General features: G+C 64.7%; 4 protein-coding genes. 1 reads left to right on the plus strand and 3 read right to left on the minus strand.

The window, feature by feature from the left end:
* Positions 1-57: 57 nt before the first annotated feature.
* From GGR36_RS19620 to GGR36_RS19630, 3 genes are read right to left on the minus strand one after another with little or no spacing between them, the layout of a single operon-like run.
* A complete protein-coding gene (locus GGR36_RS19620) occupies positions 58-657 on the minus strand; it encodes a class I SAM-dependent methyltransferase (protein ID WP_183637411.1) in 600 nt (199 codons plus the stop codon).
* Between the two features lie 30 nt (positions 658-687).
* Positions 688-3006 (minus strand): tetratricopeptide repeat protein, encoded by a 2319-nt coding sequence (locus tag GGR36_RS19625; protein WP_183637414.1) that lies wholly within the window; start codon positions 3004-3006, stop codon positions 688-690.
* A gap of 55 nt (positions 3007-3061) precedes the next feature.
* Positions 3062-11956, minus strand: coding sequence for a beta strand repeat-containing protein (locus GGR36_RS19630; protein ID WP_183637418.1), 8895 nt, complete (start codon positions 11954-11956; stop codon positions 3062-3064).
* Positions 11957-12390: 434 nt separating this feature from the next.
* Between GGR36_RS19630 and GGR36_RS19635 the strand changes: the two genes are divergently transcribed.
* Positions 12391-14574 carry a TonB-dependent receptor plug domain-containing protein gene (locus GGR36_RS19635; RefSeq protein WP_183637421.1) on the plus strand — a complete coding sequence of 728 codons (2184 nt, stop codon included), beginning with the start codon at positions 12391-12393 and terminating at the stop codon, positions 14572-14574.
* Positions 14575-14583 lie beyond the last annotated feature (9 nt).

Here is a 14583-nt window from a genome sequence, read left to right on the forward strand (position 1 = left end):
GCCGAGTTTAGCGAAGGGTGTCAGCTCCGGTACGGCAAATAGCGCGACACAATGGCCTCATTCCTCCGTTTCGCGGTCGCCCTTCCTGGCGATGAGCACAAACTTCGACTGACGGATGACGTTGTTTTCACGTCGCGCCGCCTCGAACACTCCTTCACGATCCACCTCCCCGGCCTGCAAGCGCCGTTGCCACCAGGGGTCAAGGTCGATCTCCGTCGACACAAGATCGAAATCGATTCCGAGATACAGGCCAAGCGGTGTATTCGCGGCCCCCTGTTCCACCCACCGACGATTGGCCTTCTGGCTGAACATCAGCAGGCCGTCGCCGGTCACGGCGCGCACATGCGTCGGATCGTTCAGGAAGCTGTCATGCCGCGGATGGGGCACCACGATGTGCACGGCGGCCCCGTCGCAGCAGACCCGCCAGAGTTCCCGCATCAGTCCGAGGTAGACATCGGGGGCGGCCCCGAGATGCTCCAGCACATGCAGCAACTGGACCTCCGCGACGGAGTCATCTCCCCAGGGCCATGGGAACTGCTCGAGATCGACGACCGCATCGGGTTCGCACGCCGGGTACTTGTCGACGTTCAGGAAGCCGGGCAGCTTGCGATGCCCGCAGCCAAGGTTGAGTCTCAGGCGCGCACTGGTGTCGTTCATGGGCGATGACGTCATGGTGGGGTGTCGGAACTATGCGGCCAGACCTGCCAGCGCGGCCACGTCGAGCAGAGAGGGCAGCTCGCCCCGCTCGTGCCGCAACCACATCTCCCCGTAGGCCGCGTCGAGCGCCCGGGCAAAACTGGCGGTGTCGAACAGGCTGCATCGGGAACGCAGGGTCTGAACGCGATCGCGCATGGCCTGCAGGCGCGCGGGCTCGTGGGCGAATTGCAGCGCAAGCGCCCGATAGCTATCGAGATCCGGCGTGATCAGTTCCGGCATGCCCAGCGCATGCGCCAGACTCGCACCAACGCGCGCCGCAAAGGTAGCCCCCGGCACGGTGATGACGGGCACGCCGGCCCAAAGCGCATCACTGCCGGTCGTGTGCGCGTTGTAGTAAAGCGTATCGAGAAACAGATCGGCATGGACATGGCGCGCCAGATGCTCAGCCTTCGGCAGCGGCGGCGCGAAGACGAGACGGGAGCCGGAAACCCCCTGCGCCTCGGCCTCCCGGCGGAGATTGGCGATGGCCGTCGGGTTGCCGGCATAGAGCCACAAGACGCTACCTGGCGTCTGTCGCAGGAGGTCCATCCAGATCGCGAAGATGCGGGCATCGATCTTGTAGGGCGAATTGAAGCAGCAAAAGACGAAGGCGCCCTCCGGCAAGCCGCACTCGGCCCGCGTCGGCGACGCTGCCATCGGCTGCTCCGAATCGTTGACCTGATAGCTGCCGGGCATCCACACAACCTGCTCGCTGTAGTCCGCAAGTGCCTCGTCAGGAATCACGACGCGGTCGGCGATGATGTAGTCGAACCAGGGAGCACCAAGTGTTCCGGGGTAACCCAGCCACTGCACCTGGATCGGCGCAGGGCGCCACGCGAAGATCGCGGGCCGGGCGCTGCCGGTATAGCCCTTCAGGTCAACCACGATGTCGATGTCGCATGCGCGGATCGCGAGCGCCGCCTCCCGGTCTGAAAGCGCGGAGAGATCGTGGAATGCGTCGCAGTCCTCGACGATCCGGCGGCGATAGTGGCTGCCATCGTCGTGCCCGTAGGAGAAGCCGATCACTTCGACGCGCGCGCGGTCATGCCGGCTGAACAGGCCGAGCATGAGATGGGCGGTGGCATGGTTGTGATAGTCGGCCGAAACATAGCCGATGCGAAGGCGCCCCGCCCGGCGCTCACCCCTCGGAGGGAGCGGCGCCGGCACGGCGGCGCCAATCCAGTCTGCGTAGCGTCGGGCAATCACCTGCTGCTCCGCTGGCGTCGCATCCACCGGCAAGGCGGTGAACACGAACGGCGACGGCGGGCTGCCGGCCCCTTGCCAGCGCAAGGCAGGTTCGAGCAGACGCTCGCGCAGACGATCCATGCCGCGCCAGTCGCAGAGCTTCTGCTGCACGTGGATCGCCTCGGTCAGCAAAGCGATATCGTCGGGGTAGCGATCCAGCCCCTCCCGATAGGCAGCGAGCGCCTCATCGAGCTGCCGCAAGGCGTGATAGGCGTTGCCGAGATTGAGGAACAGCACCGGATTCGCCAAGCCCTGCGCGCGCGCCTGCAGGTAGCAGCCGACGGCCTCGCGCCAGCGGCCGGTTCGCGACAGCAGTGCGCCAAGATTGTTCTGGACCTCGGGCACGGTCGCTCGCAAGTTCAGCGCGGAGCGATAGGCTTGTTCCGCCTCCTCGTGGTGGCCCTCCTCCTTGAGCAGATCGCCCAGTTTGATCTGCGCATTCAGCGTTTCCGGCGCGAGCCCGACCAGCTGCCGGAGGCGTGCAATCGCCAGATCACGCCGACCGCAGCGTTCGCACGCCAGTGCGCTGTTGTAAAGCACCGCCGGGTGCTGGGGCTGCACTTGCAGGGCGCGTGCGTAGGCCGCCTCGGCCTGCTGCGGGCGCCCCGCGACAAAATGGGCGTTGCCCCGCATCTGCCAGAGTTCGGCGGGGTCCACCGTGGTCTCTGCGCCTGCGGCGGAAAGCGCCTCGTCGCAACGGCGGGCATCGATGAGCGCTTCGCAGAGTGCGACACGCAAGGGCAACGCCGCCGGCGCCCGGCTCAGCGCCTCGCGGTAGTGATCGATAGCCTCTTGGGTGCGCCCGGCGGACTTCAGGAGATGGGCGAGGTTCACATAGATGTCGGCACGATCCGGCTGCAGCGCCATCGCACGACGAAAACACGCCTCGGCTTCGGGGATTGCGCTCCGGGCGCGAAGGCAGATCGCGAGCATGAACCACGCATCGCTCTCGCCTGGATCGGCAAGCAGCCGGTCTCGCGCCCCTGCCTCGGCCACTTCGAATCGCCGCTCCTGCACGGCCCGCCACAGGTCGGTCACGCCATCCATCGCATCCCCTGCAAGCATGAAAAAAGGGCTGCCGGAGGCAGCCCTTGGAGTGTGCTAGGAAAGCGGAACTGACTCAACTCCAGAGGAAATCACTCTGATCCAGACTCGACAGCGACACGCCGGTGAGCTTGATCTGCATATCGACCGTCTGGTTGCCGTCAAGGTCGATCTCAAGCACCTTCGTTGTGTCATTGAAGCGGGCCTCGGTGTAGCCGCCACCACTGAAGGCAACGGTGCCGCCCCCGATGAAGTCGAACGCCCCGGACAGCAGCCCCTGGAAGACCAGCGTATCGGTTCCGTCGGACTGGAAGTTCGAGATCGTATCGGCTTCGCCCACCGCCGAATCCGCAATGGCGGTATAGACGAAGAGATCGCTGCCCGTTCCGCCCTTGAGAACGTCCGCCCCGCCCTTGCCGATGATCGTGGACCCGACCGAGCCGAGAACCGTGATCGTATCGACACCGGTCGTACCCACCACGGTCTCGACCGAGGAGACAGCCAGCGTGCCAGCGGCAAGCAGCGTCACCGTATCGGTGCTGCCGGAACCGATCACCGTCTCGACCGACATCGTCTTGAGGTCGGTCGCAGCAAGCAACGTGACCGTATCGACGCCCGAGCTGCCGATCACCGACTCGATGGCCGTCACGTTGACCGTGCCGCCCGCCAGCAGGGTGATCGTGTCGGTGCCGGTAGAACCGATGATCGAGTCGATGGCCGAAGTGCGCAGGCTTGACGCCGAGAGCATGGTCACCGTTTCGACGCCAGCCGTACCGATGACAGTCTCGACGCCCGACAGGCGCAGGTGGTCGGCGGCGAGCATCGTGATGCTGTCAGTGCCCGTGCTGCCGATCACCGATTCGATACCGGAGAGGCGGATCGTCGTCGCAACGCTGAACGTCAGGGTATCCGTGCCCGCCGAGCCGATCACGCTCTCGACGCCAGAGACCAGCATGCTGCCAGCCGACAGCATCGTCACCGTATCGGTGCCGACCGAGCCGATCAGCGTATCCACACCGCTGACGTGCAGGACACCGGCCGCCATCATGTTCACCGTATCGATGCCCGCGGTACCGATGAAGCTCTCGACGCCGCTGATCCGCACCTGCCCAGCAGTGAGCAGCGTGATCGTGTCGGTGCCGGAACTGCCCAGCACCGACTCCGTGCCACCGATGTACACGCTGCCTGCGTTCAACAGTTGCAGCGTATCGACGCCGGCCGAACCGATCACGCTATCGACCGATGCCGCGCGCAGTTGCGTCGCGGCAAGGAGTGTGACCGTGTCGGTACCTGTGGTGCCGACCAGGCTCTCCACGCCGGACAAGGCGAGCGCGCCCGCAGCAAGCAGGGTCACCGCGTCGCTACCGGTCGAGCCGATGACGGTCTCGATACCGGACGCACGAAGGTTCGTCGCGCCCAGCAGGGAAATCGTGTCTACCCCGGCCGATCCCAACACGCTCTCGATGGTCGACAGCCGCACGCTGCCTGCCGCCAGCAAGGTCACCGTGTCGGAGGAGGATGTGCCGACGACGTTCTCGATGCCGCTGATGTTCACGTTGCCGGTCGCGGCAAGCAATGTCAGCGTGTCAGTGCCGGTACTGCCGATCACGGAATCGATGGCGCTCGCGTAAAGGTTCGCCGCCGCGAGCAAGCTCACTGTATCGACACCGCTCGTACCGACGACCGACTCGATCCCGCTGAAGCTGATGCTCGACGCCGACAGCAAGGTCACGGTATCAACACCAGTCGTGCCGAGCACGGTCTCCACACCGGACGCGCGAAGGCTCGCCGACGCAAGCAGGGTCACCGTATCGACACCCGCCGAGCCGATCACCGACTCCACCCCGTTTTCACGAAGGTGGGTGGCGGCAAGCAGGGTCACCGTGTCGGTGGCGGTGGAGCCGACCACCGACTCGATCGCGGAAATCCGCAGGTTCGCGCCCGACAGCAGCGTCAGGGTGTCGACCCCCGTTGTCCCGATCACGCTCTCGATAGCGGCGATCCGCACATTGGCCGCCGACAGCAGGGTCAGCGTCTCGACACCGGATGTGCCGACGACGGATTCCACGCCGCTGACCGCCAGCGCCGCCGCGCTCATCATCAACACCGTATCGGTACCGGCGCTGCCGATCACCGACTCGACGCCAGAGATGCGCAGGTTGCCGGCTGCCAGCAGCGTCACGGTGTCCGTGTCGGTGCTGCCCAGCACGCTCTCGACTCCACTCACTGCAAGCGCACCGCCGACCAGCAGCGTCACCGTATCCGAGGACGAAGACCCGATCACGGACTCGACGCCCGAGATCTTCAGGTTCATCGCGTTGAGCAGGGTCAGGGTCTCGACGCCGGCGGTTCCGATCACCGTCTCTAGACCGGAAATGGCCAGGCTACCTGCGGCCAGCAGGGTCAGTGTGTCAGTCCCGCTGGTGCCGATGACGCTCTCGATCGCGGAAACGTAGGTGCTGCCCGCAGCCAGCAGGGTCAGCGTATCGCTGCCTGCGCTACCGATCACCGACTCGATGCCCGACGCGTTCAGGTTGGTCGCAGCCAACAGGACGACGGTATCGGTGCCGGTGGTGCCGACCACGCTCTCGACAGCCGAGAGTCGCGTTGTGCCGGCCGCCAGCAAGGTCACCGTGTCGGTCGCGGTACTCCCGATCACCGACTCGATGCTGGAGATCCTGACCCAGCGTGCGCCGAGCAATGTCAGGGTGTCGGTCGCCGTCGAACCAAGAACGGACTCCACACCGCCTGCACGCAGGTGCGTACCGACCAGCAGGGTCACGGTATCGACCGCCGACGAACCGATGACTGATTCCACGCCACTCAATGCAACCGAAGCGCCAGCCAACAGCGTCACCGTATCAACCCCGGTCGTGCCAAGCACTGTCTCGACGTTCGACACCGCCAGGCTGGCTGCACCGAGCAGGCTCACGGTGTCGCTTCCGGTGGAACCGATCACCGACTCCACGCCCGAGACCTTGAGGTCACTTGCCACCAGAAGCGTCGCGACGTCGGTCCCGGTGGTGCCGATCACGCTCTCGACGCCGGACAGCGCAATGCCGCCAGCGGCCAGCAGGGTAACCGTGTCAACGTCCGTCGTACCGGTCACCGACTCGATCCCCGAGACGGCAAGCGAAGCGGCCGCAAGCAAGGTGATGCGATCCGTGCCCGAGCTGCCGATCACCGACTCCACCGCGGTAATCATCATCGTGCCCGCTGTTGCCATGGTCACGATATCAGCCCCCGTCGAGCCGATCACGGATTCGATCGCCCCCACCGAGATCGCGCCAGCCGACAGCAAGGTCAGCGTGTCAGTGCCCGACGAACCCACCACATAGTCGACTGCGGACACGACGACCGAGTCCGCCGCGAGCAGCGAGACGGTATCCACGCCCGTCGTGCCGATGATGCTCTCGATATCGGACACCCGCACCGACGACGCTGCAAGCAGCGTCAGGGTTTCCGTATCCGTGGTCCCGAGCACCGATTCGACTGCGGAAACCGCCAGGTTGCCACCGGCAAGCATCACCACGACGTCGGTTCCGGTCGTGCCGAGGACCGTCTCGATACCCGTCACGCGGATGGAACCCGCGGACACCATATTCACTGTGTCGGTACCTGCAGTCCCGACCACGGTTTCAACGCCGTTCACATACAGGCTACCCGCCGCCAGCAAGGTCACCGTATCCGTGCCGGACGTACCCACCACACTTTCCACCGCGCTGACATAAACCGATGCCGCGTTGAGCAGGGTGACGGCGTCCGTCCCGGTGGTGCCGAGAATCGATTCCACCGCAGAGACCCGCAAGGCGCCGGCCGCCGTCAGTACGACCGTATCCGTTCCAGTCGTTCCGATCAGGGTTTCGACGCCGCTGATGCGGATCTGGGCCGCGGCAGCCAGGGTCACTACATCGACCCCCGCCGTACCGATGACGCTCTCCACCCCGCTGACGCGCAGCGCCCCGGAGGACAGCATGGTGACCGTATCAACGCCAGTGCCACCAAGCACGGTTTCGATGTTGCCAACGGCAACGCTGGCAGCATCGAGAAGGTTCAGCACCTCGGTACCGCTGGTGCCGACGATCGAGTCGATGGCCGACGCGGAATAGGTGCCGGCGGTCAGCAGCATGACCGAGTCGCTCGCGGTCGAACCGATGAAGGATTCGACCCCCTGAGCCGCGATGGTCCCACCACCAAGCAAGGTCACTGTCTCGGTACCGGTCGTACCGACGATGCTCTCGATCGAGGACACCGCGATGTCACCGGCGGCCAGCAGCACCAAGGTATCGGTGCCAGTCGAACCCAGCACCGATTCGACACTGCTGACTCGAAGGGTGCCGCCGATCAGGGCCGTCACGGTATCCGTACCGGCGCTGCCGACAATCGATTCCACGCTGGACACGACGATGCTGGATGCCGACAGCAAGGTCACGGTATCGACGCCGCCCGAACCGATCACGCTCTCGACCGCAGAGGCACGCAGGTTCGTGGCGGACTGCAACACGACCGTATCGGCGCCGGCAGAGCCGACGACCGATTCAATGCCAACCATCACCACGCGACCGGCGTTGAGCAGGGTCACCGTCTCGGTGCCGGATGTGCCGATCACGCTATCAACATCGGAAAGTGCCACAGCCGCTGCGCTGAGCAACGTCAGGGTCTCGACACCAGTCGTACCGATGATCGATTCAACGCCGGATACCGCGAGCGCACCCGCCGCCAGCAGCGTGATGGTTTCGGTTCCAGCGGTACCGATCACAGAGTCGATCTGCGACACGGCGACCGAGCCCGCCGCCAGCAGCACGAGCGTCTCGGCATCGGTCGTGCCGATGATGCTCTCGACCGCCGACACACGCACCGCACCACCCGACATCAACTGCACGACATCGGTGCCGCCCGTGCCGATCACGCTGTCGATCGCCGACATCACGACCGTACCGGAGCCTCCGATCAGGGTCACGGTATCGACGCCGGTCGTACCGAGGACCGATTCGACGCTGGAGAGCGCGATGGAGCCCGCCTCGGTCAGCGTCAGCGTATCAGTTCCGGTGGAGCCCAGCAGGGATTCAACCTTGGCCACCGACAGCGAGCCGGCAGCCAGCATGGTAACGGTGTCGGTCCCCGTGGTACCGACAAGGCGTTCGACGCCACTGATCGCCACGCTATCGGCTGCAAGCAGCGTCACCGTGTCGGCGCCAGCGCCGCCAATCAGGCTTTCGATGTCCGACACCGCAACGGCGCCACCACCCATCAGGGTCAGGGTCTCGACGTCGGTCGTGCCAAGGACGCTTTCGACCTTGGCGACCGTGACGCTACCTGCGGCAAGCAGGGTCAGGGTATCGACGCCCGAACCGCCGACCACGCTCTCCACCGCGGATACCGCGACGCTCGCGCTGACAAGCAGGTTCATCGTATCGATGCCCGCAGAGCCGATCAGCGTATCGACCGCGGAGGCGTAAAGGTCTGTGGCCGCCAGCAAGGTCACGGTATCGGTGCTGGTCGAACCAGTCAGGCTCTCGATCGCGGAGATGGCAACCGTGCTTGCGCCGAAGAGCGACAAGGCATCGTCACCGGACGAACCGATCACCGACTCGACGCCGCTGGTCTTGATACTGCCGGCGCTGAGCATCGTGACGGTATCCGTCCCGGCCGAACCGACGACGAGTTCAACACTCGACACCGTCAGCGAGGCTGCCGTCAGCAGGGTCAGCGTATCAGTGCCGGAGGAGCCGATCACCGATTCGATGGCCGAAATCCGCATCGCGCCACCGGCGAGCATCGTCACCGTTTCGGTGCCGGCGGTACCGATCAGCGTCTCGATCGAGGAGACGCGCACTGCACCTGCGGCCAGCAAGGTGATCCGGTCCTGGCCAGCGGAGCCGATCAGGGTTTCGATTGACGAAGTGGAGACCTGCCCAGCCGTCAGCAGGGTCAGGGTGTCGGTGCCGGTGGTACCGAGAACCGACTCGACGTCCTGGACGCGCAGGCTTCCGGCGGCGGCCATCGTCACGGTGTCGGTCCCGGTCGTGCCGATAACGCTGTCGATCGCCGAAACGACCAGCGTCGCCGCCTCCAGCAAGGTCACGGCGTCAGCACCTGCGGAGCCGATGACAGATTCCACTGCCGTCACCGCGACAGTGCCACCTGAGAGGATCGTCAGGGTATCGGTACCACCCGTGCCGATGACGGTTTCGACCGACTGGGTCGCAAGCGCCCCGCCGGAGATCATCGTGAGGACATCCACATCGGTCGAACCGAGGACGGACTCGATGTCGTCGATTGCAAGGCTGCCCCCCGCAAGCAGGGTCACAGTCTCGACGTCGGTGGTGCCGACGAGGGACTCGATGCCCGACACCGCCAGCGCGATCGCGTTATCGAGTGTGACGGTATCCGTACCGGCCGACCCGATCACGACGTCGATATCCGACAAGGTGATGTCGCTTGCCGCGAGCAGCGTGACCGTGTCTCCATCGGTGGTCCCGATCACGGAGTCCACCTGCAGCACACGAACATGGTTCGCGTTGAGCAGCGTCAGCGTGATGGTGTCGCTCGCGTTCGCACCGAGCACGCTCTCGACTGCATCCACCGCAACGCTTGCGGCATCCAGAACCGTCACTACGTCGGCATCGGCAGAGCCAATCAGGCTGTCAATCCCCGATACGGCAAAGGCACCACCGGAAATCATCGTGACGGTATCGGTGTCGGTCGAGCCGATCAGGGTCTCAACCCGCGTAACCGAGATCGTGGCCCCGCCGTCCGCCAGCGTGACGGTGTCGGTGCTGGTCGAACCGATCACCGTATCGACATCGCTGACCCAGAGCGATCCGGCCGCCAGCAGCGTCACCGTCTCGACCCCGGCAGTCGCAACGATCGATTCAATGCCGGACACCCGCACATGACCCGCTGCCATCAGCGTCAGCGTGTCCGTGCCCGCCGAACCGATCACCGATTCGACCGCGCTGATCGCGAGATCGGCGGCCGAGAGCAGCGTCACCGTATCGGCGCCCGCCGCGCCGGTCAGGCTCGCAATGTTGCCGTCGATCGCAATGTTCGAGGCAGAAAGGAGCGTAACCGTGTCGCCCGAGCCTGCGCTCAGCAGCGATTCGATGCCCTGAACGGCAATCGTCGCACCGCCCGCCGCCAGCGTGACGGTGTCGGTGCCGGACGAGCCGATCAGCGAATCGACGTCACTCACCTGGATCGCGACGCCATCGAGCAGGGTGACCGTGTCGACATCGGTCGTTCCGACCAGATCCTCGACACTTGAGACCGACAGGGCCCCCGCCGCAAGCAGCGTAATCGTGTCGCTATCGGTCGAGCCGATGACCGTCTGCACATCCGAGATCGCGACCTCGGCCTGGTCGAGGAAGGTCAGGGTATCGACGCCGGCACTGCCGATGACGCTATCGACGTTGCCGGAGAGAACCAGCGAGCTTGCGGACAGCAAGGTGACGGTATCGCCACCGGCACTGGACACCAGCGACTCGACGCCCCCCACCACGATGTCGGAAGCCGCGAGCAGCGTCACCGTATCGACGCCACCACTGCCGATGACACTTTCCACATCGGACAGCGCGCTGCTGCCAGCAGCAAGCAGCGTCAGGGTTTCGACATCGGTCGAGCCGAGCACGGTTTCGACGCCGGATGCCGCGATGGCGAGGCCGCCCGCAACGATCGTCACCGTATCGGTGCCCGTCGAACCGAGCACGGTATCCACGTCGCTGACCGTCAGGCTGCTGCCCGCCAGCAGCGAAACCGTGTCTGTGTCCGTGGTGCCGACGATGGACTCGACTGCCGACAAGGCAATCGAGCCGCTGGCCAGCAGCGTCAGGGTGTCAGCACCGGCTGAGCCGATCACCGTCTCGACGGCACTCAATGCGAGGTCGGCCGCCGACAGCAGCGTCACTGTATCGGCACCGCCCGAGCCAAGCAGGCTCCCGATACCGCCGTCCAGGGCGATCGAACCCGCCGCCAGCAGCGTTACCGTGTCACCGGAACCGGAGGTCAGCAGCGACTCGATGCCGGAAACTGCGATCGTCGCCCCACCGGCGGCGAGCGTCACGGTGTCCGTACCGGTGGAACCGATCAGGGTATCCACATCGCTGACGGTCATCACCGCTGCATCGAGCAGCGTCACCGTGTCGGTATCGGTGGTCGCGACCAGATTCTCGACGCCCGACACAGATAGCGAACCGTTGGCGAGCAGCGTCACGGTATCCGAGTCCGTCGAGCCGATGACGGTCTCGACTGCAGACACCGACACATCGGCCTGATCCAGGAAAGTCACCGTATCCGTGCCGCCGGAGCCGACGAGGCTGTCGATCGACCCCGACACCACCAGGTTGCTGGCCGCCAGCAGGGTCACGGTGTCGCCACCTGCAGTGGAGATCAGCGACTCGACATTGGCGATCGCGACATCGGACGCCGCCAGGAGCGTGATGGTGTCGACGTCGGTTGAGCCGGTCAGGCTGTCGATATCGGAAATGGCGACCGCCCCACCAGCCAGCAGCGTGACGGTATCGGCGTCCGTGGAGCCGATCAACGTATCGACCGCGGACACGCTGATCGAGAGCCCGCCAGCGTCGATGGTGACAGTGTCCGTTCCGGTCGAGCCGATCAGCGTCTCGACCGCACTCACCAGCATGCTGCCCGCAGCCAGCATCGTCACCGTGTCGGTATCGGTGCTGCCGACCAGGCTCTCGACGCTGCTGATCGCGATCGTGCTTGCGCTGGCCAGCGTAATCGTATCGGTGGCGTTGGAGCCGAGCAGCGAGTCGATGGCATCGACCACCATGTCGCCCGCGCTCAGCAAGGTCACGGTCTCGACCGCGCCGGTCCCGGTCAGCGACTCCACTGCGCCGATGGCCAGCGTCCCGCCAGTCAGCAGGGTTACGGTATCGGTATCAGTCGACCCGACAATGCTCTCGATCGGACTGACGGTGATCCCGTTGATGATCGCGGTTACGCTCATGGCAAGCACTCCGGGAGGGCGAGCCCTGGTCAGGACCTGCCCTCCGATAGATCTTTATAGTGCGGAGGGCTTCCCCTCTCGCTTCGTTCCGTACGGCTCTTAACGGCTTCGAAAACATGAACTTAAGGGGCACACACCCCGCAGAGTCCTGGCCCGGAACAGATTTAACAAAATCAACGGAACTGCCGTTTTTTGGTGGATTTGTCGGGCGCATGAACCCGAGAAACTCGACTGCCTCAACAGACAATTTCAGTATTGCGTGTGCGACGCACTGCTGAGCCCCCACAAGGGCACGGTCGACCGCGTCCTGTTCAAGCCCGCGACCATCGATGCCGTAACTGAAGGATGGGGGCGCAGGGCGCGACCCCTGCGTTTGCAGCCCCCTAATTCAGCGCCCTCTGCGACGATCGTTCATGCCAGCGCGAGGGAGCAACATGAAGAAGAACACGGTCAGGTACAGCAGCGGTTTGCTGATCGCTCTGACCTGTGCATCGGTTTCAGCGCAGACGGCAGACGATACGTTGCTCGACATGGATCTGGCGCGGCTCGGCGAAATCACGCTGGCGCCGAGCGCCACGATGACGCCAACGACCGCCCGCCGCCAGCCGGCTTCGGTCACCGTGATCGACCGCTCGATGATCCGCGACAGCGCGGCACGCAGTCTTTTCGACCTGCTCGAAACCTACGTCCCGAACTTTCACTACCTCCCGCACCACTGGGAAGCGCCCCACATGGGCATGCGCGCGATCATCGGTGACCGCGACGACAAATACCTGATCGTCCTCAACGGCCGAGTCCTGAACGAGCTGACGCACTACGGTGCGATGAGCGAACGGGATCTGCCGATGCTCGACGACATCCACCACATCGACGTCGTGCGCGGCCCCGGCTCGGTGATCTACGGCCCCGGTGCTGTGTCGATGGTCATCAACATCCAGACCGAATCGGCCACCGACAACAGCGGTGACGCGGCCACGCTCAAACTAGGGGCCGTCGAGCAATTCGAGAGCCTGGAGTTCAAGAAGAGCCTGAGCTTCGGCGCGCGGCATGGCTTGCTGCTGTATGCCGGCATGGCGGCCTACCAGGGCGCCGACCAGTCCGACGCCCCGATGGTCTATGGCAATACCTTTCAGACCACCTGGGGCCAGACCGTGCATGCCGGTGAGCCCACGCCGTTCGAGGTGCCGGACAACCATGCCGCCTTCCGAGGCAAGCCGCGCATGAAGTTCCACGCCGACTACGAACTGGACGACTTCCGCGCCTGGCTGCGCTACACCCAAGGCGGCGAAGAACTGACCTGGGAGCACAAGATCTTCGGCCTGCCACCGGTGGGATTCGGCGCGCCGGGCAGCCCACAGGCAAGCTTCCCGATCCAGGGTGTGGGTTACCGCCAGCTGGTGCTCGATCTGTCGAACCGCTGGGCACTGGGGCGCGATCTGTCGCTCGAACTCAAGGGGGGCTACGACAGCTTCACTTACGAACGCACCATCACCCGCATCGCACCGCCCTGGACACCAAGCGAGAACCACCGCGAGGATCACTACACCTTGCGCGGCACGCTGCGCGGCAAGGCGGGCGATACCCAGGCATTTGCCGCCGGAGCCGAATACGTCTATTCGCGCTACGGACTGCCGAGCCCCGGCTATGGCGATGTGCCGCCATACTCAGCCGCGATTGGCCCCAACACGCCCCAGTGGAGCACCAGCGCATTTGGTCTGTTTGGCGAACACCAGTGGCAAGCCACCGACACGCTCACCAATTTCCTGGGCCTTCGCGTGGACAAGGACGAATACACGCAAGCCATGTGGTCGCCGCGCTGGTCTGTTGTGTATGCGCCGAACGAACGCGACACGTTCAAGTCGGTGTTGAGCCGCTCGGTGCGCAAGAACAACGCAGAGGAACTGTTCAAACAGCACCGCGCCGGGCAAACGTCGGAACCCGAAATCCTGCAGGGCATCGAACTGATCTATCAACGAACCCTGACGCCCGCGCTACGCCTTGACGTCTCGATGTTCTACAACCAGGTGCAGGTGATTGGCATCAACACCGCAAGCCTGCGCTCGACCCGCATCGCCGACTTCAACTACACCGGCGCTGAATTCGAACTCAGCTACAAGACGGCGGCGTGGCGGCTCTCGGCTTCGCACGCGTCGACGCGCTTGCTTGAGTTCAATGCGGAACCCGGTGTGGTCACGCGCCTTTCGGCGGCCTATCTCGGCTATGGCAATGATCTGAATAACTGGAGCAACCAGATCACCAAGATCGCAGCGACCTGGCAATACGCCCCGCAGTGGCGTCTGAGCGGGGCGCTGCGCGTGTTCTGGGGCTACCCGGGCGCACAGGCAGTCACGCAAGCCATCAACGACGCATTTCATCCAGGCTCACCATCAACATCCTCCCTGTCCGATCCGGGTTACACCGACAGCTTCCAGGAAGCCGTGTTCCTGGACTTCGGCGCGCAGTACCAGATGACGCAGCGCGACACGTTCAGCTTCAACGCCTACAACGCGCTTGGCTGGGTGGACCATCGCTACAACAAGCGCCTCTACCTGCTCAACGGCACCAACTACCGCGCTGAGGCGCCCGCAATCGCAGTGGGATATCGGCATGAGTTCTAACGGATCGCC

The organism is Niveibacterium umoris (assembly GCF_014197015.1).
In the GTDB taxonomy this organism is placed as follows: Bacteria; Pseudomonadota; Gammaproteobacteria; order Burkholderiales; family Rhodocyclaceae; genus Niveibacterium; species Niveibacterium umoris.

Excerpts from the sequence above, each read along its gene's own strand:
- GGR36_RS19625 (WP_183637414.1), bottom strand. The coding sequence starts at position 3,006 with ATGCTTGCAGGGGATGCGATGGATGGCGTGACCGACCTGTGGCGGGCC.
- GGR36_RS19620 (WP_183637411.1), bottom strand. The coding sequence starts at position 657 with ATGAACGACACCAGTGCGCGCCTGAGACTCAACCTTGGCTGCGGGCAT.
- GGR36_RS19630 (WP_183637418.1), bottom strand. The coding sequence starts at position 11,956 with ATGAGCGTAACCGCGATCATCAACGGGATCACCGTCAGTCCGATCGAG.
- GGR36_RS19635 (WP_183637421.1), top strand. The coding sequence starts at position 12,391 with ATGAAGAAGAACACGGTCAGGTACAGCAGCGGTTTGCTGATCGCTCTG.